The 23,009-nt window shown below is 40.0% G+C and carries 19 protein-coding genes and 1 tRNA gene; 18 read left to right on the top strand and 2 right to left on the bottom strand.

Features of this window, described 5'->3' with window-relative positions:
- Positions 1 to 4 precede the first annotated feature (4 nt).
- The 8 genes from NQT65_RS05265 (at position 5) to NQT65_RS05230 (ending at position 8,713) form a co-directional block, all read left to right on the top strand.
- Entirely contained in the window at positions 5 to 601 is a 597-nt protein-coding gene (locus tag NQT65_RS05265) for a cysteine hydrolase family protein (protein WP_024031899.1), read from the top strand.
- The gene (locus tag NQT65_RS05260) at positions 594 to 3,413 is read left to right on the top strand and encodes a PAS domain-containing protein (protein WP_256850658.1); all 2,820 of its coding nucleotides are present in this window, start codon (positions 594 to 596) and stop codon (positions 3,411 to 3,413) included. Before NQT65_RS05265 ends, NQT65_RS05260 begins: the two co-directional genes overlap by 8 nt.
- 540 nt (positions 3,414 to 3,953) lie before the next feature.
- Entirely contained in the window at positions 3,954 to 4,244 is a 291-nt protein-coding gene (locus NQT65_RS05255; protein WP_024033795.1) for a hypothetical protein, read from the top strand.
- A 299-nt stretch (positions 4,245 to 4,543) separates the two neighbouring features.
- Positions 4,544 to 5,365 carry a putative bifunctional diguanylate cyclase/phosphodiesterase gene (locus tag NQT65_RS05250; protein ID WP_256850657.1) on the top strand — a complete coding sequence of 274 codons (822 nt, stop codon included), beginning with the start codon at positions 4,544 to 4,546 and terminating at the stop codon, positions 5,363 to 5,365.
- 87 nt (positions 5,366 to 5,452) lie between these two features.
- Positions 5,453 to 5,824 carry an Hpt domain-containing protein gene (locus tag NQT65_RS05245; protein ID WP_138577442.1) on the top strand — a complete coding sequence of 124 codons (372 nt, stop codon included), beginning with the start codon at positions 5,453 to 5,455 and terminating at the stop codon, positions 5,822 to 5,824.
- A gap of 11 nt (positions 5,825 to 5,835) precedes the next feature.
- Positions 5,836 to 7,230, top strand: a complete 1,395-nt coding sequence (locus NQT65_RS05240) for a sigma-54-dependent transcriptional regulator (RefSeq protein WP_256850656.1) — start codon at positions 5,836 to 5,838, stop codon at positions 7,228 to 7,230.
- Positions 7,231 to 7,488: 258 nt separating this feature from the next.
- Complete coding sequence (locus tag NQT65_RS05235) at positions 7,489 to 8,019, top strand: peroxiredoxin-like family protein (protein ID WP_004585879.1); 531 nt, start codon at positions 7,489 to 7,491, stop codon at positions 8,017 to 8,019.
- 247 nt (positions 8,020 to 8,266) lie between these two features.
- Entirely contained in the window at positions 8,267 to 8,713 is a 447-nt protein-coding gene (locus tag NQT65_RS05230; RefSeq protein WP_004585880.1) for an Hsp20 family protein, read from the top strand.
- A gap of 58 nt (positions 8,714 to 8,771) precedes the next feature.
- On the opposite strand, the gene NQT65_RS05225 is transcribed toward NQT65_RS05230, so the two are convergent.
- Positions 8,772 to 10,328: a cryptochrome/photolyase family protein gene (locus tag NQT65_RS05225; RefSeq protein WP_256850655.1), complete on the bottom strand. Its 1,557-nt coding sequence runs from the start codon at positions 10,326 to 10,328 to the stop codon at positions 8,772 to 8,774.
- Positions 10,329 to 10,418: 90 nt separating this feature from the next.
- On the bottom strand, positions 10,419 to 10,880 hold the full coding sequence (locus NQT65_RS05220) for a globin (RefSeq protein WP_004585882.1): 462 nt from the start codon (positions 10,878 to 10,880) through the stop codon (positions 10,419 to 10,421).
- Positions 10,881 to 11,256: 376 nt separating this feature from the next.
- Here NQT65_RS05220 and NQT65_RS05215 point away from each other — a divergent pair.
- From NQT65_RS05215 to NQT65_RS05170, 10 genes are all read left to right on the top strand, one after another.
- A tRNA-Met gene (locus NQT65_RS05215) sits at positions 11,257 to 11,333 on the top strand.
- A gap of 280 nt (positions 11,334 to 11,613) precedes the next feature.
- Positions 11,614 to 12,069 carry a ribosome maturation factor RimP gene (rimP, locus tag NQT65_RS05210; protein ID WP_004585883.1) on the top strand — a complete coding sequence of 152 codons (456 nt, stop codon included), beginning with the start codon at positions 11,614 to 11,616 and terminating at the stop codon, positions 12,067 to 12,069.
- A 38-nt stretch (positions 12,070 to 12,107) separates the two neighbouring features.
- Complete coding sequence (gene nusA / locus NQT65_RS05205; RefSeq protein WP_004585884.1) at positions 12,108 to 13,607, top strand: transcription termination factor NusA; 1,500 nt, start codon at positions 12,108 to 12,110, stop codon at positions 13,605 to 13,607.
- A 25-nt stretch (positions 13,608 to 13,632) separates the two neighbouring features.
- A complete protein-coding gene (gene infB / locus NQT65_RS05200; RefSeq protein ID WP_004585885.1) occupies positions 13,633 to 16,290 on the top strand; it encodes a translation initiation factor IF-2 in 2,658 nt (885 codons plus the stop codon).
- Between the two features lie 109 nt (positions 16,291 to 16,399).
- Positions 16,400 to 16,807, top strand: coding sequence for a 30S ribosome-binding factor RbfA (gene rbfA, locus NQT65_RS05195; RefSeq protein ID WP_004585886.1), 408 nt, complete (start codon positions 16,400 to 16,402; stop codon positions 16,805 to 16,807).
- Positions 16,807 to 17,751, top strand: coding sequence for a tRNA pseudouridine(55) synthase TruB (gene truB, locus NQT65_RS05190; RefSeq protein ID WP_256850654.1), 945 nt, complete (start codon positions 16,807 to 16,809; stop codon positions 17,749 to 17,751). Before rbfA ends, truB begins: the two co-directional genes overlap by 1 nt.
- Positions 17,752 to 17,860: 109 nt before the next feature.
- Positions 17,861 to 18,130 carry a 30S ribosomal protein S15 gene (rpsO, locus tag NQT65_RS05185; RefSeq protein WP_004585888.1) on the top strand — a complete coding sequence of 90 codons (270 nt, stop codon included), beginning with the start codon at positions 17,861 to 17,863 and terminating at the stop codon, positions 18,128 to 18,130.
- 500 nt (positions 18,131 to 18,630) lie between these two features.
- Positions 18,631 to 20,757, top strand: coding sequence for a polyribonucleotide nucleotidyltransferase (gene pnp / locus NQT65_RS05180; RefSeq protein ID WP_004585889.1), 2,127 nt, complete (start codon positions 18,631 to 18,633; stop codon positions 20,755 to 20,757).
- 140 nt (positions 20,758 to 20,897) lie between these two features.
- Positions 20,898 to 21,776 carry a lipoprotein NlpI gene (gene nlpI / locus NQT65_RS05175; protein WP_029773956.1) on the top strand — a complete coding sequence of 293 codons (879 nt, stop codon included), beginning with the start codon at positions 20,898 to 20,900 and terminating at the stop codon, positions 21,774 to 21,776.
- Positions 21,760 to 22,893 (top strand): hypothetical protein, encoded by a 1,134-nt coding sequence (locus NQT65_RS05170; RefSeq protein WP_256850653.1) that lies wholly within the window; start codon positions 21,760 to 21,762, stop codon positions 22,891 to 22,893. The genes nlpI and NQT65_RS05170 overlap by 17 nt, the downstream gene beginning before the upstream one ends.
- Positions 22,894 to 23,009: the final 116 nt, after the last annotated feature.

Raw genomic sequence — 23,009 nt, 5'->3', positions numbered from 1 at the left:
CGTTATGAACGATTTATCAAAAACAGCTTTGCTGCTCATTGGTTTTCAAAATGATTACTTTTCGCCTGATGGCATTTTATACCAAGTGGTTGAAGAGTCATCAAGAGTAACCGGTGTGGTAAATAACACGTTAGCGCTGCTAGACAAATACATAGATAAATTTGCATTAGTGCTCAGTACGCCTATTCACTTTACACAAGATTATAGCGAGCTTAAAAACCCAATTGGTATTTTAAAAGTGATTGCCGAAGTAGGGGCTTTTAAAGCCGACTCTTATGGTGCTCAAGGCATTAAAGAATTTGATAAATATGGCAAACGTATTATGCAAATACCCGGTAAACGCGGGTTAAATGCGTTTACTCATACAGAGCTTGCAAATGTGCTTAATAAAAATGGCATCAATAACATTGTTTTAGCAGGCACCGTGACCTCTATTTGCATTGACTCTACCGCGCGTTCTGCGGTAGAGCTTGGCTTTAATGTGACGGTACTTAATGACTGTACATCAAGCAGAACGCCGTTTGAGCAATCATTTTACTGTGAAGAGGTTTTTCCGCTTTATGCCAAGGTGTGCAGCCATACAGAATTAGTAAATGAATGAGGCGCATATGGAAGAAAAAGACGAGCTACAAGTACAAGTTCATTACGCGCTAATAGAGCAGCTTTCTGCAAACACCCGCAGGCAGACTAAGTTACTTGCCTTACTTGATGAGTGTGTATTTGAATGTGATAAACATTTAGTGTTTAGCTACGTGAACGAAGCATGGCTTAATAAGTTGGGTTTTACGCCGGCCATGCTCATAGGTAAAAAAATCACATCACTGCTAGAGACCAAAGACTCGTTAAAGCTGTCAGCGTATATTGAGTCTATTTTTGAAGGCGTTTTTAGTGCCAGTATAGAGCTGCAAGTAAAAAATAATGACGGCCTTACTAACTGGTTTGAAATGCGCTTGGCCTGCGACGATAGCGGCGGGTTTATTGGCTCGTTACACGACATTCAACGACATAAAGATTACCAATACTTACTCACCCAGCAACAAGAGTACGCTAAGCGACTTTCGTTAGTGGCAAGCCACACCAATAATTTAGTTATAATTACCGACCGATTTGGCAAAATAGAATGGGTTAATAAAAGCTTTGAAACGCTTACTAGTTATAAATGTGAGGAAGTCATCGGGCTTAGCCCCGGTAAACTGTTGCAAGGGCCTAAAACCAGCCTAGAGTCGCGCCAGTTAATGGCTAAAGCGATTAAAAATGCCGAGCCTTTTCAAATAGAAACCATTAATTATGATAAAAATAAAAACGAATACTGGGTTGCTATTGATGCCACCCCCGTAAAAGATGATGACGGTAATGTTAAGCATTTTATAGCCATAGAAACCAACATTACCCAGCGTGTAAAAGCTGAACAAGCCATGGCAGAAATAGAATATAACTACCACTCTGTGGTCGATAACATCCCTGATATTGTATTGAGGTTAGATGCGCAGGGCGGGTTATTGTTTATGAACAAAGCATGGCAAGATTTTTTCCAAACAGACATAAATAAACACCTTGGCTTACCCATTGCTAATTTTGTAATGAGCGAGGATGTGGAAAAGCTAAACACAGCACTTACAGGCTACAGTAGTGGCAACCGAGAAGTTAAACGTTTGGATATTAGGTTAACCAACGCGCTTAATGAGCCAAATTGGGTTGAAATGACCCTCACACCCATTACTTCATTTAATGGCACACACTTAACGTCTATAGCGGCGACCGTGGTTGATATTCAAGAACGTGTGATAGCTGAACAAATACTCTTAGATGCTAAGCACCAGGCTGAATCGTTGGCTGAGTCTAAAAGTCGCTTTATGGCCAATATAAGCCATGAAATACGCACACCTTTAAATGCAGTGATTGGCTGTGCAGATATCTTACACGACACTGGGCTTACAACAGATCAAAAACGTTACACCCAAATGATTAAAACAAGTTCAGATGCATTATTGAGTATTTTAGATGACGTGCTGACCTACTCACGCTTTGAAGCGCAAGCAATCTCAATAGATAATCAGCCATTTAGCCTCGATATTTGCTTAGAAGAGGCTATTGATATTGTAAGTGAAAGCGCCGTGCAAAAAGGCCTCGAACTTATTTTTGATCTGCACCCTGATGTTCCTGCGCAGGTGGTGGGCGATCATGGTCGTATAAGGCAAATTGCAATAAATTTACTCTCAAATGCCATTAAGTTTACTCAAAAAGGTTCACTTATAGTGACAGCACAGTGTGTTGAGTTTGAAAATAATAAATTTACGTTGCATCTTAGCTTTAAAGATACAGGAATAGGCATTGCGCAAAACAAGCTCGAGAGTATGTTTAAGCCGTTTATACAATCGGATAACTCTATCACTCGGGAATATGGCGGAAGTGGCTTAGGCTTAGCCATATGTAAGCAAATATGTGATGCTGCAGGGGGCAGTATTACGGTTAACTCGCAGTTTGGTAAAGGGAGTGAGTTTATTGTGAATTACCCTTTATTAATAGATACAAGCGAGCAGGTGCAAAGAGAAGGCTTTTCTGCCAGAGCTAAAAAGCCCTATGTATGTGTGAACAGCAAAAACTTGCCATTAAACAATGCGATAGAGCATATGCTTACTCGCCATTCGATAGATTTTTCACGCCTTGAAAACATCGAAAAGCTAGACATTATCGATACGCCCGACGCTATTGTTACCACTAACAAAGCCGATTTAGACGCAGCGCAACAATTTTTAAAAAGTTACAAGAGCCTAAATAAACCGTGTTTATTACTCATAGACCTACTGGGTAAAAACCAAAAAACAGAGGCGCCGAGCTCTGGTATGTTGATGTTTAATGGGCCTTTTAAGCCTTCGCATTTACCCAGAGCGATTGCTGCGCTTGAGGAAGAGCTTTTTCATCTTGATATTATTTTTACTAATAAAAAAGAAACCACACTAAACACAGCCACTATTAATGCTCAGCCATTTAAAGGTACCCACGTACTCGTGGTTGAAGACAATAAAAATAACCAAATTGTGATTCAGCAATTTTTAGAGCAGCAAGGGTGCTTAGTTAAAATAGCCAGTAATGGGCAAGAGGCGATTGAAAAAGTTAAAACGCAAACAATAGATTTAATATTTATGGATATTCAAATGCCAATTTTAGACGGTATTTCTGCTACTAAAAAAATCAGAGAGTTAGCTATTGTCACCCCTATTATAGCGTTAACAGCGAATGCGATTCATGGAGATAAAGAGCGTTTTATTAAAGCAGGAATGAATGACTATTTAGCTAAACCAATTATTAGCGAAAAACTCAATTTGCTCTTAAATCAATACTTACCAAAACTTAATGATGCTAAACACTCTAAGTTAGAGCGCATTAACGAAATTTGGTCGTTATTAAAGTAACAAGCAATGCAACCGTGCTTTTAGGTTAATAGTTACTGGTGGCCTTAAGGTATTTGCGATTAAATTTTTAATTTGTTAAGTGAACAAACATAAATAGTGGGTTTAGCAAAAATTTAACCTCAAAAGGTTAAAATTGACTGTTTTCTCAAAAAAGCGGTGGCGATTGAGTATTGCGTAGTCAATTACTTTTACTGCCTAAAAAGCCTTAATATATTAAGCAAAACTGTAAATAATGCTGAAATACTAATCCTTTTTAATTGATTGGGTTGTGTAGGTAGGTTCTTAATGGTTATTTTTAAATTGGTTTGCATTTTGCAAATCAAAATGAAATTGAAATCTCATAATGCAAATATCCGCTCAGCTATTTTTTATTATCCCTATCAAAGTAATTAATTTACCCATTGATTTATAAAGACTTAAATTTTTTATCATCATTAAATTTATTTTGGCATGGCTTTCGCAATATAAACACCAAGTAGAGCGAAGTTATCATTGATATAAATTTGCTAAGTAGTTAAATAAATTTTAAGGGTGTCCATTATGCAAACTAATACTAAAGTTAAACAGCAACCAAAAAAAATGTCTTTTGTTCTTACTCCAGAGTTAATGGTGCTGTCTATTATTATTGTTGCAGCTGTTATTGTTGGTGCAACAGCACTGCGAGGCACCGTTACTATTGAACCTGTTAATAAAGGTAATACCGAGATGTTCACCAATAAATTTAGCAATAGTGATTTAGATAATGCCACTATTGAAAGCAACACATTAAACTACGCTCAAAACATAGATGAGCAATCTGCCCAATCAGGCACTCAAGGTTTAAACAACTAAACAATACTTCTCCTTTAGTATTTATTTCGGCTGACTCTAAGCAATTAGGTCAGCCTTTTTATTTTTAAAGCCACTTTATACCCAAACCATCGCTTACTCCCGCTCCCACTTTAAATCAGCTTGCGTGTCAGTGTGATTTGCAAAATGCAAATATATATATCAATAATTTTAGACTAACAGCCCGACTTTAACTAATTGAATTTTATGTGTTTATTTTTTGTTTTTGACGGCTCGTTTTGGTCTGTAATTTGCAATTTATGTAACAAGCTTACGGTGAGCCCTTATTTGTGGAGAAATTTATGAATGCTTTTAAAAGTTTAGAGCCTATCAATACGGTCAACATTGCACGCTGGCATGAACTTGAGCAAATTATGGCTCATGCAATGAAAAACCATTGTTTTAATATGGTGTACCAGCCGCTTGTATCTTTAACAAGTGGGCAATTAGTTGGCTTTGAATCATTAGTGCGCTGCGAATCTTCACGCTATGGTGTTGTTGGCCCAGATGAATTTATTCCGCATGTAGAACAGTCAGGTATGATTTTAGATTTAGGTGATTGGATTTTTAAGCAAACCCTAAGCGATTTAGGCCAAATGAGAAAAATAGGTATGAATGATATAACTATTTCATTGAATATTTCGCCGGTACAAATTATTGAAGGGGATGTGTTTTCCAAAGTAATGAGCTTACTTGACAAGTATCAAATAGACCCCGCAGCCATAAAAGTAGAATTAACAGAAACAGCATTAATAAAAAGTCCGCAGCGTATTGCTAAAACATTTGAGCATTTTCATAAAGAAGGGGTAAAAATTTGGCTAGACGATTTTGGAACGGGCTATGCCTCTTTAGGCCTTTTAAGGCAGTTTAATATTGATGGGCTAAAAATAGATCGCAGCTTTATAAGTGGCATTACAACGAACAATGAAGACTTTACTCTGTGTAGTGCAATTATTGCTATGGCGCAAAGACTCGGGTTAGAAACCATTGCTGAGGGGATTGAACAGCGCGAGCAATTACAAATATTAGAGCAGCTAGGGTGTGATGTAGCACAAGGTTACTTACTCGGAAGACCAAGTAGTTTAGCTAATAATACGGCGACATGGGTAAAAATGTACACTTAACTTAATGTTTAGATTTGCAAAATGCGAAAAACGACTTACTCTAAAAGTATAAAAGCTTTGTATCACAATAATAAATAAAGGCCTAATATGCCAATACCTGAAGAATATATTGATAACACCATCACTCAAGCTCATGTGCTAGCGCAATTAGAGCAAGATGTTGGCTCACTCACTTTAGTAAGGCTGGTAAACTTATTTATTAATGAATTAGAAGAAATGCGAGTTCGTCTTAAAAATGCAATTGATGAGCAAGATGAAGATAATATTAAAGATATAATGCACGTACTTAAAAATTCTGCGGCGCTATATGGCGCATTAACTTTGGCAGCCCTTGCCAGTCAATTACATGATTACCCCCCCGTTACCATTGAAGAAAATATTCACGCTGCTCAGATCGTTCAACATAATCTAGAAAAAACCCACGCTGCATACCAAGTTATTGCTAATAATATTACTTAAAAGGCTCTGCCATGAACGATTCTCAAAAAAAATCACTGGTTTATATAGTAGAAGACAGCATTGCAAGCGGGGCTCTTTATGCGAGTCAATTAGAGCAAGTAGGGCACGAATGTAAACACTTTACCGATGGCTACTCTGCCTTGGTAGGTATAAAAGAGGTGATGCCTGATGTCATTGTCCAAGATGTTTGTTTACCCGATATTAGTGGCTTAGAAGTGCTGCAGTTTGTTAAAAAGCAAGAAAAGCCCGCTAACGTAGTCATGATCACCTCAAATAGCTCTATTGATGTTGCAGTAGAGGCAATGCGTTTAGGTGGTTTTGATTTTTTAGAAAAACCGTTTTCAGGCCAGCGCTTAGTAAGTGCCGTAGATAGCGCGCTTTCGCAAAAAGCACCTCCTGCAGTTAAAATTCAAGAACAAAAAGCGCAAAACACTTCCGGGTTTATTGGTGAATCGTTAGCAATGCAAACGGTGTTTAGGCTTTTAGATAGTGCAGCGCGAAGCAAAGCATGTGTTTTTATTACCGGTGAGAGTGGCACAGGTAAAGAGGTGTGCGCGCAAACTTTGCACGACACTAGCCCACGAAGTGAAGGGCCGTTTATTGCAATTAACTGTGCTGCTATTCCAGGAGAGTTATTTGAGTCAGAGTTTTTTGGCCATGTAAAAGGGGCCTTTAGCGGAGCGCTAAGTGACAGGAAAGGGGCTGTAGAAGTTGCAAACGGCGGTACTTTATTTTTAGATGAGCTGTGTGAAATGGAGCTCAACCTACAGGCTAAGTTATTGCGTTTTTTACAAACGGGTGCGTTTAATCGGGTAGGTAGTAGCGAGGTTTTACACAGTAATGTAAGGCTAGTGTGTGCAACAAATAGAAGCCCTGTAGTTGAAGTTGCCGAAGGGCGTTTTAGAGAAGATTTATACTATAGGCTTAATGTTATTCCTGTAAAGTTACCTCCGCTACGCGAGCGAGCTGGCGATATAATGTTGCTTGCAAAGCATATTTTAAAGCAAAAAAGTGAAAGTAACGCTAAGTTATTCCATCGCTTTTCAAAAGAAGTTGAAAACCTTTTTTGTAACTACGATTGGCCCGGTAATATCCGCGAGCTGCAAAATGTTATCGAAAATATCGTTGTTATCAACGAGGGTGACGTAGTTGAGTTAGATATGTTGCCAAGCTCATTTGGTGTTAATTCTGCTATTCCAATCAAAAATACCAGCTCGTCTCAATCTGCAGAGCAAATACAAACTAACTCGCTTATGGGCGTACACGACATAGAGCCCCTGTGGCAAGTTGAAAAAAGGGCAATAGAGTCGGCAATAGCCGTATGCGATGATAACATTCCACTTGCTGCGGCCTATTTAGGCGTAAGCGCCTCGACTATTTACAGAAAAATAAAAGGCTGGAGTTAGCTTTACGCTTCTTACATACACCTGCTTGGTGTTTATACTGTGCTAATGCTAGTTAAAAAGAGCAAGATGCCTGTTTTATCTAACATTTTATTATTCTGCTTACAGCTTATAATTCTCCTAATCACGTTAAACAAGGCTACTTAATAAAAGCGAGGCGCCTGCCATTTCGTTCTCAGTTACATTTTCATGGTTGAAATAAACAAAGATACCCTAAGCTCTATTACTACACCCCAAGTTTAATAGTAAAAGGAGATCACAATGAGTAACGTTAATTTACAGCCAGCGAGTGTAATGCAGCCTTTAGTGGTAAGCGATTTAGATAACAATGACGTGAATTTAGTTGACCGCGTAAGCGACAAACCTTGGAAAATGATAGTGGTGTACAGAGGCCAGCATTGCCCTAAATGTACCGAGCAACTCAACGAGCTTGCAACAATGCATGACGATTTTGCCAGCGCAGGTGTAGAAGTTGTAGCAGTAAGTGGCGATAGCGAAGAGCAGCTTAAAAAGCATCTTGAAAAAATAGACGTAAATTTCCCTCTTTATTACAATTTAACCATTGAGCAAATGACTGATTTAGGCTTATACATTAGTGAACCGCGCAGTGATGCTGAAACAGATCACCCATTTTCTGAGCCTTGTATTATTGTTTTAAACGAAGATAACCAAGTACAGATGCTTGATAAATCAAATAGTCCATTTGTTCGCCCAAGCCTTAAGCAGGTGCTAGGCGGTATTAAATTTTCACGCGAAAACGACTACCCAATTCGCGGTACTTTTATTAAGTAACGTGTATTGAGTAATTTGATGAATATACGAAGAGGGCACATTTTTGTGCCCTTTTTTATTTTTTTTCACTTTTTTTAATTTAATTACTTGAAAACTATTTTACTGCCCATAAATAGTTTAGTGAGGACGCCTGATGGGTCCCAAAAAATACAGAAGTTATTGAAATTTATATTATTAATTTAATTATGTTGTACTTGTTCAAACGAAAAGTAACAACATTATATCGCTTAAATATGAGGATATTATTATGCGTACAGTAGACTTATCACCACTTTATCGTTCATTCATCGGCTTTGATCATTTAGCATCTTTAATGGATGCGGCAGCTCGTACAGACAAGCAGCCTAGCTTTCCTCCTTATAATATCGAAGCACTAGATAAAGACAAATACAGAATCACTATGGCCGTTGCTGGTTTTAGTGAAAATGAACTGACCATTGAGTCAGAGAACAACACTTTAAAAGTTGCAGGCACGAAACCAAACAAAGATGAAAATGAAGAGCGCAAGTTTATTCATCAAGGTATTGCTGAACGTAACTTTGAGCGTAAGTTTCAACTAGGGGATCATGTAAAAGTACTCGGTGCCGATTTAGCCAACGGTCTGCTTAGCATTGACCTGGAGCGCGAAATCCCAGAAGCACTTAAACCTCGTAAAATTGAAATTGGCGGTGGAAACCTAATCGAAGGTAAATAATAGCTAATAAACATTTTCCCTGATTGTAGCCGCCTCAACTGAGGCGGCTTTTTCGTTTTTATAACTCGTTTATATGCGTTAAATAATAATTTGCTTGGGCTAAGGTCTGCTGTTGAAGTTGGGGTGTTTGTTTATCCCAGTTTCTATAAACCATGCCAATGCGTGGGTTTTTTTCAAGTAATGCGCGGTGTTTATCCATAAATTGCCAATATAAGCTGTTGTAAGGACACGCCTTCTCACCTATTTTTTGCTTAACATCATAATGACAGTTTTTGCAGTAATCACTCATTTTATTGATGTAATTACCACTGGCTGCATAGGGTTTAGTGGCGATAATAGCATCATCTGCAAATTGGCTCATGCCACGGGTGTTAGGCATTTCAACCCATTCAATGGCATCAATATAAACCCCTAAATACCACTGGTCGACTTCATTAGGCTCGATGCCTGTTAATAAACAAAAATTACCAATGATCATTAATCTTTGAATATGATGAGCGTATGCGGTGTATAAGCTCTGCGTTAATGCATGGCTTAAACAGTTCATTTTTACATTACCCTGCCAAAAGTACTCCGGTAACGACTGGTTAGCCTGTAATTGGTTTTTTTGTGCATAGTCGGGCATGTTTGCCCAATATATACAGCGAACATATTCACGCCAACCTAGGATTTGCCTAACAAAGCCCTCTACTTGAGAAATCGAAATTGTGTCGGGGTGAGCATTAAATTCGTCAATTACACGCCTAATAACGTACAGCGGGTGGATTAACTTGGCGTTTAAAGCAAATGATAAACGGCTATGGTACAAGCTGGCGTTATTTGTAACTTGGTCGGTCATTGCATCTTGAAACTGGCCGAAATTTTTTAGCAGGTGGGTACAAAAATACTCTAAACACGTTTTGGCTTGTTTGCGAGTGAGCGGCCATGGCAACTGCTGAGGATTTATTTCACCAAAGTAATTTACGTTATGTTTTTTAAGTCTGCTAATGATAGAGCTTACATCGTTATTAAATAATTTTGGCGGGGGGATAGCGTTTAAATCTGCTTTTTTAAATTTGTTTCTGTTATTGCTATCAAAGTTCCATTGCCCTCCTTGCGGGCTACTCCCATCCATAAGAATAGTGTATTGCTTGCGCATAGCACGATAAAAGTGCTCCATAGTCACATGTTTGTTTTTTTCAAACCGATCGTTAATTCGCTCAAATGGCAGCATAAAATGCTCGGTGTCATAGGCTTTAACAAGAAGATCAGACTCTTTTTTAAATTTACTTAGCTGTGCTTTGAGGCGAAATTCATCAGGGTACTGATAATGTATTTCACTGCAATGATACAGTTTAGCTATGCGCGTGAGTAAATCAGGCAAGGTTTTGTCTTGGTGGGTATCATCAAGGGTAAGGTGCAGTGTGCTGTAATCCGCACTTTGTAAAGCTGAAGCAAAACGCTCCATCGCATAAAAAAAAGCACATAACTTTTGCACATGGTGCTTAACGTAATTGGTTTCTTGTTTTAACTCAGCAATTAAATAAAGCGTATCGGGCTCTTTTTCTTTAAACCACGAATGCGAAGCATTGAGTTGATCACCTAAAATTAGGCGCAACACTTTATAATGAGCCATAAACCACCTAAATTTAGTTGTACGTAAAAAGCGACAACGTGGATCTAGGTAGTTTGCTCATACGTGCATAAAAGCTGGAGCTTGTGTTACTTAAAGCTTACTTGTGCGAAGTTGAGTGATTTTTTGCTCAAGCGAAATAACATTTGTTTTGTTAAACAAGGTTGTATTAGCAAAACTTTCAAAATAACGAAGCGCTTTTTGCCAAGCAAATTGTGTTTGTGCGGTGAATAAACGCCCTAGGTGCTCGTTTAAGGTATCGTAAAAGGCATCGCATAGTAGCGATATTTCTTTTGGCGTAACGCCCATCTTTTTTAAGTATTGCAAGTGAAAGGTTAAAAATGGGGCAACAGAAGATGGGTTATCTAAATGCCTAACTATACGTTCTAAAACACAATATAAAATATAACTTTTTTCGTTAAAATAAGCGGCACTTGGATACTGCATTGTTATATTTGACTCTTCAAGCTTTGCATGAAAGCGCGCGGTAAACGCATGAAAGTTTGGCTTAACTATATGCAAACTTTTAATTAACTGTGGCTGATAAGTATTCATTAGCAATCTCATTAAATTTTGTAATTTTTATTTTTATCCACATCGGTGAGCTTTTAGTATAGTGCGTTGCTCAAATATCGCACGTAATCTAAACGTAAAAAGCACAAAATTGTATCAGTTTTATGAATTTTAGATATTTTATTTATGAATATACGGCTTTTTACGTACATATTAGTGACGTTACGATTACCATTTTAACGTCTGCATAATCATAGTACATACTGGTGAAGCTTAAAATGGGGGGTCACTGATTTTATCAAACTTATTAGTTATTATGGTTGCTAATTACCCCGTATATCCTTATAATAGCCGCCATTGTTTAGCGGTTGATTAACCACTAACAGCGATATTGAATTTTAGGTTTAATATCTATTGGCGCGGGATGGAGCAGCCTGGTAGCTCGTCGGGCTCATAACCCGAAGGTCGTCGGTTCAAATCCGGCTCCCGCAACCAATTTTTATAGTAGGTATATCCTTACTAATTCTATATCGCGCATTCTAAGTAATGCGCGTTTTGCGTTTAAGCTAATGTAGTTTAATTTGGTCAGTGTAATGACCCGCAGCCAAGCTTGGCCTGAGGCCACACAGTTTTATGCTTTATTGGTGTGACGCCCCGCTTGGTTCGGGGCGTTGTTGTATCTGCACCATTGATTTATGGCTTTGTCATTAAATCAAAACTTAAACTCAGTATTTTAGGGCTATAAGCCCTTTTTTTGTTTGTATGGAGGATTTTCGTGACAAAACTTGAGCAAGATTTATTAACCATGCTTACGCCTGCAGTAGAAATGTTAGGCTTTGAATTACATGGTCTTGAGTTTGTACAAGCAGGCCGCCATTCTACCTTAAGGGTTTATATTGACCATGAGGATGGAATATCTGTTGATAATTGTGCGGATGCGAGTCGCCAAATTAGTGCGATTTTAGACGTCGAAGACCCAATTACAAACGAATATGATTTGGAAGTATCGTCTCCTGGTGTTGATCGTCCATTATTCAAACAAGATCACTACGAGAAGGCGCAAGGAGAGGAAGTACGCGTGCGTACTAAGCTTCCACAAGACGGTCGCCGTAATTTTAAAGGCGACTTAGTAGCAGTTAGCAGTGATATGATCACACTTAAAAGCGATGGCGAAGAGCACTTAATCATGCTTAGCAATATCGAACGTGCGAACATCATCGCAAAGTTTTAATTCGAGTGCGAAGGAATAGGGCAAGCGAGGCATTACCCATGGCAAAAGAGATATTATTGGTTGCTGAAGCCGTTTCCAATGAGAAAGCGGTTCCAAAAGAAAAGATTTTTGAAGCGTTAGAGTTCGCTCTAGCAACAGCGACAAAGAAAAAACACGATGGCGAAATTGAAGTACGTGTATCAATCGACCGTAAAACCGGTGATTACGACACGTTCCGTCGTTGGCAGATTGCAGAAGTTCAAGAAGATGGTTCTTTAGAAAACCCTTACAGCGAAATCACATTAGAAGCAGCTCAAGTTGAAGAACCTGACTTGCAACTGGGTGATTATGTTGAAGAACAGATTGAATCTATCAAATTCGACCGCATAACTACACAAATGGCAAAGCAAGTTATCGTACAAAAAGTACGTGAAGCTGAGCGCGCTTTAGTTGTAGAAGCTTATAAAGACCAAGAAGGCGAGCTAGTAACAGGTGTCGTTAAAAAAGCAACACGTGATGCAATCGTACTTGATTTAGGTAACAACGCAGAAGCGGTTATTTACCGTGACGATATGCTGCCACGTGAAAACTTCCGTCCAGGAGATCGTATCCGTGGTCTTCTTTACGAAGTTAAACCTGAAGCACGCGGCGCACAGTTATTTGTAACGCGTTCAAAACCAGAAATGCTGATGGAATTATTCCGCATTGAGGTGCCAGAGATTGGCGAAGAAATGATTGAGCTTCGTGCTGCAGCACGCGATCCGGGTTCACGCGCTAAAATCGCCGTTAAATCTAACGACAAGCGTATTGACCCAGTAGGTGCGTGTGTTGGTATGCGTGGTGCACGTGTTCAAGCTGTATCATCAGAACTTGGTGGCGAGCGTGTTGATATCGTACTTTACGATGACAACCCAGCGCAGTTTGTTATTAACGCAATGGCACCGGCTGAAGTAGCTTCAATCGTAATGGATGAAGACACTCATTCAATGGATATCGCTGTAGAAGCTGATAACCTAGCACAAGCAATTGGTCGCAATGGTCAAAATGTTCGTTTAGCAAGCCAATTAACTGGCTGGGAACTAAACGTAATGACAGTTGAAGACATGCGCGCTAAAAACGAAGCAGAGTCAGATAAGTTAATTAACTTATTTACTGAAAACTTAGATATTGATGATGAATTTGCATCATTACTTATCAACGAAGGTTTCTCAACACTTGAAGAAGTAGCATATGTGCCAGCTTCTGAGTTTTTAGAAATCGATGGCCTAGATGAAGAAACGGTTGATTTACTGCGCTCACGTGCAAAAGATGCATTAACCACTAAAGCGCTTAAAACGGAAGAAAGCTTAGAAGGTGTAGAGCCTGCTGAAGACTTACTTGCGCTTGAAGGCTTAGAGCGTCATCTAGCATTTGTTATGGCAAGCAAGGGTGTAATTACACTTGAAGACTTAGCTGAGCAAGGTATTGATGAATTGGTAGATATTACAGAGCTAACACCTGAAAAAGCAGGTGAGCTAATTATGGCTGCACGTAATATTTGTTGGTTCGCAGACGAGTAATTTATTAACGGAGGTATTACACACTATGGCAGAAGTAAATGTTGAAAAACTAGCCGGCGATATAGGTACAACTGTTGATAAATTGCTTCAGCAATTTTCACAAGCGGGTATCACTAAAAAAGCAGGTGATAATGTAACTGAAGCTGAAAAAGCACAGTTACTTGATCACTTAAGCAAATCGCACGGTGGTACTGGTTCAGATGGCCCAGCACGTATGACTTTACAACGTAAGAGCAAAAGCACATTAAGTGTAACGGGCTCTACGGGTAAGGCAAAAGCTGTTCAAGTTGAAGTTCGCAAAACACGTACTTACGTGAAAAAGAGCGCAATGGAGCAAGAGCAAGAACAGCAACGTCTAGCCGCTGAAGAAAAAGCGCGTATCGAAGAGCAGCAAAAAGCTGCACAAGAAGCCGCTGAATTAAAAGCGAAACAAGAGGCAGAACGTAAAGCAAAAGAAGACGCTGATCGGAAAGCCAAAGAAGAAGCTAAACGCAAAGCAGATGCAGAGCGTAAAGCTAAACAACAGCAGATGACCCCAGAGCAAAGTGCTAAGTCTGAGAAAGATCGCATCGAAGCTGAGCGTCTGCAGAAAGAAGCAGAAGAGGCCGCATTGAAGAAAGCTGAAGAAGAAGCGAAACGTCAAGCAGAAGAGGCAAGAAAGCTAGCTGAAGAAAATGAAGCTCGCTGGAAAAAAGAAGAAGAAGAACGTAAGAAACGCGAAGAAACCGCGGATCACCATCTTACGACTTCTACTTATGCACGTGAGGCAGAAGATGTTGCCGATGCACGTGATGAGCAAGGTTCACGCCGCGCGAAGAAAAAGAAAAAAGCCCCAGCAAAAGATAAATTTGCAGGCGCTAAAGGCCGTAAAGGCAAGCTAAAAGCACCTACATCATTGCAACATGGTTTCCAAAAACCAACTGCCGATGTTAAAAATGAAGTGCGTATTAGCGAAACAATTACAGTAGCTGAGCTTGCATCGCGCATGGCTGTTAAAGGCGCTGAAGTTGTTAAAACTATGATGAAAATGGGTGACATGGTTACCATTAACCAAGTGATTGACCAAGAAACAGCACAACTTGTTGCTGAAGAAATGGGTCACAAAGTTATCATCGTTAAAGAAAACGAATTAGAGCAAACAGTACTAAATGACCGTCATGAAGATGGTAAGTCTGAGCCGCGTGCGCCAGTAGTAACTGTAATGGGTCACGTTGACCATGGTAAAACATCAACGCTTGATTACATTCGTTCAGCTAAAGTTGCATCAGGCGAAGCCGGTGGTATTACACAGCACATTGGTGCATACCACGTTGAAACTAACGGCAACATGATCACTTTCTTAGATACACCAGGTCACGCCGCGTTTACATCAATGCGTGCACGTGGTGCTAAAGCGACAGATATCGTAATCCTAGTGGTTGCAGCAGACGATGGTGTAATGCCACAAACTAAAGAAGCGGTACAGCATGCTCGCGCAGCTGGCGTTCCTTTAATCATTGCTGTAAACAAAATGGATAAAGAAGGCGCAGATCCAGATCGCGTTAAAAACGAGCTAGCTCAGCTAGACGTTATCCCTGAAGATTGGGGCGGCGATACGCAGTACGTTCATATCTCAGCTAAAACAGGCTTAGGTATTGATGACTTACTAGAAGCTGTTCTTATGCAATCTGAGCTTTTAGAGCTTCGTGCTCCATCAGAAGGCATGGCAGCAGGTGTTGTAATTGAATCTCGTCTTGATAAAGGGCGTGGTCCGGTTGCTTCTATCTTAGTTCAATCAGGTACCCTTAACCAAGGTGATATCGTACTGTGTGGTCTTGAATACGGCCGTGTTCGTGCAATGAAAGACGAAAACGGTAAAGACATTAAATCAGCAGGTCCTTCTATTCCAGTTGAAATTTTAGGTCTATCTGGTATTCCGGCTGCAGGTGATGAAGCGACTGTTGTTAAAGATGAGCGTAAAGCGCGTGAAGTTGCTTTATACCGTCAAGGTAAATTCCGCGACGTTAAATTGGCTCGTCAGCAAAAAGCGAAGCTTGAAAACATGTTTACTAACATGGCTGAAGGCGATGTATCAGAAGTTAACGTGGTACTTAAAGCAGACGTTCAAGGTTCAATCGAAGCAATTTCAGACTCACTAACTAAGCTTTCTACTGATGAAGTAAAAGTGAAGATTGTTGGTTCTGGCGTAGGTGGTATCACCGAAACTGATGCAACACTTGCTGCTGCATCTAACGCAATCGTAGTTGGCTTCAACGTTCGTGCCGATGCATCTGCACGTAAAGTGATTGATACTGAAAACTTAGACCTTCGCTACTACAGCGTAATCTACGCGCTAATCGAAGAAGTTAAGCAAGCCATGTCTGGTATGCTTGCTCCTGAGTTTAAGCAAGAGATTATTGGTCTTGCTGAAGTTCGTGACGTGTTTAAGTCTCCAAAAATTGGCGCAATTGCTGGTTGTATGGTTACTGAAGGTACTATTAAACGCAGCGCACCAATTCGTGTACTACGTGATAACGTGGTTATTTACGAAGGTGAGCTTGAGTCACTACGTCGCTTTAAAGATGACGTTCAAGATGTTCGTAACGGCATGGAATGTGGTATTGGCGTTAAGAACTACAACGATGTTCGCGTTGGTGACCAAATCGAAGTATTCGAAACAGTTGAAGTACAACGTACACTTTAATTGCTCGTAAACTAAGATTGTAAATGGGGGCTTTGCCCCCATTTCTGTATCCATTATTTAATTAACTTATTATTTTAATTCAGTAAGTTATGATTTTAGGAAAACAATCATGAGAGAATTTTCTCGCACTGATCGTGTTGCTCAGCAAATTCAAAAAGAAATTGCTGTAATTTTACAACGCGAAATTAAAGATCCGCGCTTAGGCATGGTGACAGTGTCTGCGGTAGAAGTATCGCGCGATTTATCTTACGCAAAAGTTTTTATTACGGTGTTTAATACCGAAGATGAAAACAAAGCAAAAGAAAGCGCAAAAATACTTAACGAAGCAACGGGCTATATCCGCTCGTTACTGGGTAAGCGTATTCGTGCTCGTATAATGCCTGAGCTTAAATTTGTAGTAGATAACTCACTAATGGAAGGGATGCGTATCTCTAACTTAGTGGACTCAGTTATTCGCGAAGATAACGCTAAACATGTTGATGATGAAACTGATAGCGAAGAAGGCACTAAAGACTAATGGCAAGACGCAGTAAAGGCCGTCCGATTGATGGTATTTTGTTGTTAAACAAACCTCAAGGCATTTCATCGAACAAAGCCCTACAGCAAGCTAAAGGTATTTATTTTGCCCAAAAAGCTGGCCATACCGGTGCGCTAGACCCACTGGCCACTGGCATGCTACCTATTTGCTTTGGTGAAGCGACCAAGTTTACCCAATTTTTGCTCGATACAGATAAAACTTATGTGGTAAGAGCAAAGCTAGGTGAGCGCACAACTACCTCTGATTCAGATGGCGAAGTGGTTGAAACCCGTGATGTAAACGTTACCACTGAACAGTTAGCTGCAGAAATTGAAAAGTTTTTAGGCGAGTCAGATCAGTACCCATCAATGTACTCAGCGCTTAAATATGAAGGTAAGCCTTTATATAAATACGCGCGTGAGGGCATTGAAGTACCGCGTAAATGCCGAAAAATAAACGTGTTTAGCTTAACGCTTGATGAGTTTGATGAAGCAAATAACGAAGTACAAATGACTGCCCATGTATCTAAAGGGACCTACATTCGTACTATTGTTGATGATTTAGGCGAAAACCTAGGCTGTGGCGCACATGTTATTATGCTGCATCGCTCAGCGGTTGGCCATTACCCTAAAGATAAAATGGTATCGCTTGAGCACCTTGAAACCTTGTTAGCTAAGGCTAAAGAAGAAGAGGTTGCCCCTTCTACATACCTTGATGAATTACTATTGCCAATGGATAGTGCATTGGTTGATTTACCCGTTGTAGAAATTAGCAAAGAGCAGGGTGTTTCGTTTAGCCATGGCCAAGCAGTCGTATTAGGCACTGATTTACCCGTAGGGGCAATTAAAGTCCTGGCTGATGGTGTGTTTATTGGCACCGGTGAGCGCAACCCTGACGGGCATTTAAAATCAAAGCGTGGCTTGTCTAATCAGCAACCCGAGTAAACTTTAACTTGTAGTTATTCTCATAGTTGGTAGAATACGCCCGCTTAATCGTTTTGGCTGAATTAGTGATCGGCTAAAGCACCTATTAAATTTAACTTTTGGAGTTATTATGTCACTAAGCAATCAAGAAAAAATCGATATCATTGCTAAATTTGCACGTGCTGAAGGCGACACTGGTTCACCTGAAGTACAAGTAGCTTTACTTACTTTTGATATCAACAAGCTTCAAGGTCACTTTGCTGACCACAAGCATGACTTCCACTCACGTCGTGGTCTGCTTCGTAAAGTAAGTACTCGCCGTAAATTGCTTGATTACCTTAAAGGTAAAGATATCTCGCGTTATACTGCGTTAATCCAAGAGCTTGGCCTACGTCGCTAAGAACTTGATTACGAGAAAAGGAGCTTTATAGCTCCTTTTTTTGTGCCTAAATTTAAAGCTTCACACCCCATCGTTAACTTAACCTCCCTTTAATATAAATAACACCAACCTTGTGCTAGCACTTAACAATTAAGGGTAGGCAACGCTTGCAACAACTGCGTTAAAATTATCTTTAAGAACAATTTAATAGCGAATTATTCACCTAGCTATCTAAAGGTTTTTAATAGCTAAAAATTACACGCTTAATTAAACGCTTTGCGATAAAACAATTAAAAAATAATGTGGCAAAAGCGATTACGTTTTATCTTTGGGTAGGCTCGCAATTTTACGTCGCTTTGGTATATACTATGCGCGTAGATAAATAGGTTATCTGCAGTCATTAAAAATTTTGCCAATTGTAGTACTTAATTGATTTCCAACTGAATACAATTATGTACTGTAATTGGCCCTTTTAATGACACTTATTAATGAAATATAAAAACATTTAAGGAATATTTTAAGTGCAAGCAATTATTAAAGAATTTCAACTAGGTCAACACACAGTTACCCTAGAAACAGGTGCAATCGCACGTCAAGCAGACGGCGCAGTATTAGCAAGCATCGGCGACACGTCAGTATTAGTTACTGTCGTTGGTAAGCGTGAAGCTCAACCTGGTCAAGACTTTTTCCCACTAACAGTTAACTACCAAGAGCGTATGTACGCTGCGGGTCGTATCCCGGGTGGTTTCTTAAAGCGTGAAGGTCGTCCTAACGATGGCGAAACACTTATTGCACGTCTTATTGACCGTCCAATTCGTCCGCTTTTCCCAAATGGTTTCGTAAACGAAGTACAAGTTATTGCAACTGTTGTTTCTGTAAACCCTGAAATCCAACCAGATATGGTTGCGATGATTGGTACATCAGCAGCACTTGCTATCTCTGGCATCCCATTTAGCGGCCCAATTGGTGCTTCTCGCGTTGGTTACATCAACGGTGAGTACGTACTTAACCCTACACTAAAAGAGCTTGAAGAAAGCCAACTTGATTTAGTAGTTGCAGGTACTGATAACGCAGTACTAATGGTTGAATCAGAAGCTGACGTACTAGCTGAAGACGTAATGCTAGGCGCAGTTGTATACGGCCATGAGCAATCTCAAGCTATTATCAACGCAATCAACGAATTTAAAGCAGAAGCGGGCAAGCCTACATGGGATTGGTCTGCACCTGAGAAAAACGTATCGCTTGAAGAAAAAGTAGCTGAACTTGCTGCTGATAAAGTAGGTGAAGCTTACCGTATTACCGATAAAGTAGCGCGTAAAGAAGCATTAACTGCAGCAAAAGACGCTGTAATTGAAGCGCTTACAAGCGAGCTTGCTGAAGATGAAACACTTGATAAGCAAGAAGTAGGTAAAGTATTTGGTTCTTTAGAGAAGAAAATTGTACGTGGCCGCATCACTGCTGGTGAAAAACGTATCGATGGTCGCGAACCAGACATGATCCGTGCATTAGACGTAATGACAGGCGTATTACCACGTACTCACGGTTCTGCAATCTTTACTCGTGGTGAAACTCAAGCATTAGTTACAGCTACACTTGGTACAGAACGTGATTCACAGTTAATCGATGATTTAACGGGTACTCACAAAAACCACTTTATGCTTAACTACAACTTCCCTCCATTCTGTGTAGGTGAAACTGGTTTTGTAGGTTCTCCTAAGCGTCGTGAAATTGGTCACGGTAACCTAGCTAAGCGTGGTATTTCTGCTGTAATGCCTACACTTACTGAGTTCCCTTACTCAATTCGTGTTGTATCTGAAATCACTGAATCTAACGGTTCGTCTTCAATGGCATCTGTTTGTGGTACGTCACTAGCTCTTATGAACGCGGGTGTACCAATTAAAGCGTCTGTTGCGGGTATCGCGATGGGTCTTGTGAAAGAAGATGAGAAGTTTGTTGTTCTTTCAGATATCTTAGGTGATGAAGATCACTTAGGTGACATGGACTTTAAAGTAGCAGGTACTACTAACGGTATCACTGCACTACAAATGGATATCAAGATTGAAGGTATCACACAAGAAATCATGCAAATTGCGCTTAAACAAGCAAAAGCTGCACGTTTACACATTTTAGGTGTGATGGATGAAGCGATTTCTGCTCCTTCTGAAGAATTATCAATGTTTGCTCCTCGCATCTACACTATGCAAATTCCTGCTAAGAAGATTGCTGAAGTAATTGGTAAAGGTGGCGCTACAATCCGTCAACTTACTGAAGAGACTGGCACAACAATTGAAATTGAAGACGACGGTACAATTAAGATTGCTGCAACAGACGGTGAAAGCGCGCAAAACGCAATTACACGTATTGAGCAATTAACAGCAGAACTAGAAGTAGGTACTATCTACACTGGTAAAGTTGTACGTATTGTTGACTTTGGTGCGTTTGTAAACATTCTTCCTGGTAAAGATGGCCTAGTGCATATTTCTCAAATCAGCACAGAGCGTGTTAACAACGTAACTGACCACTTAAGTGAAGGTCAAGAAGTTAAAGTTAAAGTACTAGAAGTAGACCGCCAAGGCCGTGTACGTCTAAGCATTAAAGAAGCAATGGAATCAGCAGCACCTGCAGCTGATGAGTCGAAAGACGCATAATTGCTAAACTTTAACCCGTTAATATACGCGGGATAATAAAAAAGGGGCTGTTTAGCCCCTTTTTTTATGCTTTAATGAAACCTTATTAGACAAGGTCTGTCTTATTTTTATTGCGATATATCTTGGTATTAAGGATTTTAATGATACTCAAACATTTAGCTTTGGCATCTTTTGCTATTTTGTCTTTAAGCGCTTGCCAAACCACGACTGAATCAAAACCTACGCCGATTGTTAATGTGCCTTTTACTGCACCCCTTGCATCTGACTTTAGAAGTGAAATTGCGATTGCACGTTACTCTGAGCTGTTAAATAGAGCCGATTTAAGTACCGAGCAACAAGCTAAGCTTTATTATGACCGTGGGGTATTATTTGATAGCTTAGGAATGACCACGTTATCGCGCATTGATTTTAACCGCGCTATAAAACTAAAGCCTGATTTAGCTGAGGTGTATAACTTTTTAGGTATTCAGCACACTTTAATGCAGCAATACGAAAAAGCGTATGAGTTTTTTGACTCAGCCCTTGAGCTTAATGAAGAGCATGAATACGCTTATTTAAACCGTGGCATTGCACTGTATTATGGTGAAAGAGCAAACCTAGCGCAAAGTGACTTTGATGAGTTTTTAGCGCGTTCACCAAACGATCCTTATCGTGTGTTATGGCTTTACCTTGCACAATCACAAGAGGATAAACAACAAGCATTAGCGGCTCTTAAAACAAATGCTGCAGCCCTTGATGAATCGCAATGGGCGTATCAGTTAATTTCGCTTTATACCGGCGATATGAGTGAGCATACGTTTTTATCGGGTATTAGCGAGGGCGTTAAGTCAGAGCAAGAATACGCACAGCGCTTGTGCGAGGCGTACTTTTATTTAGCCAAAATGCACCAAGCAGCCGGGGAGCAGTTTTTAGCTGCTGATTACTTTAGGTTGGCATTATCCACTAATGTGCATGAGTTTATTGAATACAAATATGCACGTTTAGAGCTTGAGCTTATGGCTGGTGCAGACGCTAGTTAAATACGTGTGTTATCTGATTGGTTTGCTATTTAGCCTGCTTATTGCAGGCTCTAGCAACCACTTAAGCAGCATTAGCTTTTGGCATGTACTTCACGCTCAGGCTAATCCGCTGCAAAGTTATTGGCAATTCCCCCGTTACTTTTCAAATAATATTGCACATCTTCCCGAGCTGACCTTAGGCTTTTTAGCGCGTAAAAATATCCCATCAGCCCAGTACAATTATTCTTTGACGCTTATCAATGCAAGCAAAAACGAACAAGCAAAGTTATTTTGGCTACAAAGTATTGAGCATGTTGGGCATAACAAGCGCCAACAACTCGCGCATGCTCTTTTAAAGCAAGGTCGCTGGAATGACCTTCAACTATTGTTAACCCAAAACTTACTGCCTAAAGGCGCGGCATTTAACCATTTAGCGCTGCACAAAGGGAGTGACTATGAGCAAGTTTCGCCTTCCTTTTTACATCAACTTGGTTTTGCAGCGTTAAATACACGCCCGCCGATTAACAATAGCTGTAGTTACAATGTGCTGCTATTAGGTGTAAATAGAGAAGCCTTGTTTAAGTTATCAAGTTTTGCCGCGCAGTATAATAAAAAACCTGAGCCGCAAAGCGGGGCGTATTGCTTAAGTAAACCGGTTTACGCTGGGGGCGCAATTGACTGCGCTACCACTTCGGGCATGGCTAATTGCCTATGGCAAAAGGCGTACTTAAAAGCGCAGTCTACTAACGGCTATGACTACACTGTAATTATGGGTACGAGCGGCAGCGCCAATGTAACAGGTAAAAAAATGCAGCTAAGTACCCAAGCAAACTATAATGTATTTTTGCATGAGCTAATGCACTTTAGTGGTTTTGAAGATGAATATACGCTGCCTATTTCTAAACAGCGTTGGTTGTGTAAACGCCAAGGATACGTGGCCCCAAATTTATATATTTCGCAAGGTGAGGCTGCGCCAAATGGATGGTACAAAAGCTTAAGTTGCCAGCAAGGCGGCGTGGCATATAAGCCAGCTAAGCAATGGTCAATTATGCAGTATCAACAACTAGGTTTATCAAAGCGGTACAGGGCTTTGTGGGTTGATCAAATCAATGCTGCTAAAACCGCTCAGCTTGATTAAATTTAAATCGATTAGGCTTGCTATCTATAGACAAAATGGCCGTTTATAAGTATAACTGTACGTATTAATGTCGTTTAAAAACAGACAGTAAAAGCATCTTTTCGTGATGTATAAAA

Source organism: Pseudoalteromonas agarivorans, from assembly GCF_024518735.1.
Lineage (GTDB): Bacteria > Pseudomonadota > Gammaproteobacteria > Enterobacterales > Alteromonadaceae > Pseudoalteromonas > Pseudoalteromonas atlantica.
Note: the sequence above shows the minus strand (reverse complement) of the source record. Positions and strands in the feature narration are given on the sequence as shown.

Bases quoted from the DNA above. Each gene is read 5' to 3' on its own strand.
- NQT65_RS05265 (WP_024031899.1), top strand. From the start codon at position 5: ATGAACGATTTATCAAAAACAGCTTTGCTGCTCATTGGTTTTCAAAAT.
- NQT65_RS05260 (WP_256850658.1), top strand. From the start codon at position 594: ATGAATGAGGCGCATATGGAAGAAAAAGACGAGCTACAAGTACAAGTT.
- NQT65_RS05255 (WP_024033795.1), top strand. From the start codon at position 3,954: ATGCAAACTAATACTAAAGTTAAACAGCAACCAAAAAAAATGTCTTTT.
- NQT65_RS05250 (WP_256850657.1), top strand. From the start codon at position 4,544: ATGAATGCTTTTAAAAGTTTAGAGCCTATCAATACGGTCAACATTGCA.
- NQT65_RS05245 (WP_138577442.1), top strand. From the start codon at position 5,453: ATGCCAATACCTGAAGAATATATTGATAACACCATCACTCAAGCTCAT.
- NQT65_RS05240 (WP_256850656.1), top strand. From the start codon at position 5,836: ATGAACGATTCTCAAAAAAAATCACTGGTTTATATAGTAGAAGACAGC.
- NQT65_RS05235 (WP_004585879.1), top strand. From the start codon at position 7,489: ATGAGTAACGTTAATTTACAGCCAGCGAGTGTAATGCAGCCTTTAGTG.
- NQT65_RS05230 (WP_004585880.1), top strand. From the start codon at position 8,267: ATGCGTACAGTAGACTTATCACCACTTTATCGTTCATTCATCGGCTTT.
- NQT65_RS05225 (WP_256850655.1), bottom strand. From the start codon at position 10,328: ATGGCTCATTATAAAGTGTTGCGCCTAATTTTAGGTGATCAACTCAAT.
- NQT65_RS05220 (WP_004585882.1), bottom strand. From the start codon at position 10,880: ATGAATACTTATCAGCCACAGTTAATTAAAAGTTTGCATATAGTTAAG.
- nusA (WP_004585884.1), top strand. From the start codon at position 12,108: ATGGCAAAAGAGATATTATTGGTTGCTGAAGCCGTTTCCAATGAGAAA.
- infB (WP_004585885.1), top strand. From the start codon at position 13,633: ATGGCAGAAGTAAATGTTGAAAAACTAGCCGGCGATATAGGTACAACT.
- rbfA (WP_004585886.1), top strand. From the start codon at position 16,400: ATGAGAGAATTTTCTCGCACTGATCGTGTTGCTCAGCAAATTCAAAAA.
- truB (WP_256850654.1), top strand. From the start codon at position 16,807: ATGGCAAGACGCAGTAAAGGCCGTCCGATTGATGGTATTTTGTTGTTA.
- rpsO (WP_004585888.1), top strand. From the start codon at position 17,861: ATGTCACTAAGCAATCAAGAAAAAATCGATATCATTGCTAAATTTGCA.
- nlpI (WP_029773956.1), top strand. From the start codon at position 20,898: ATGATACTCAAACATTTAGCTTTGGCATCTTTTGCTATTTTGTCTTTA.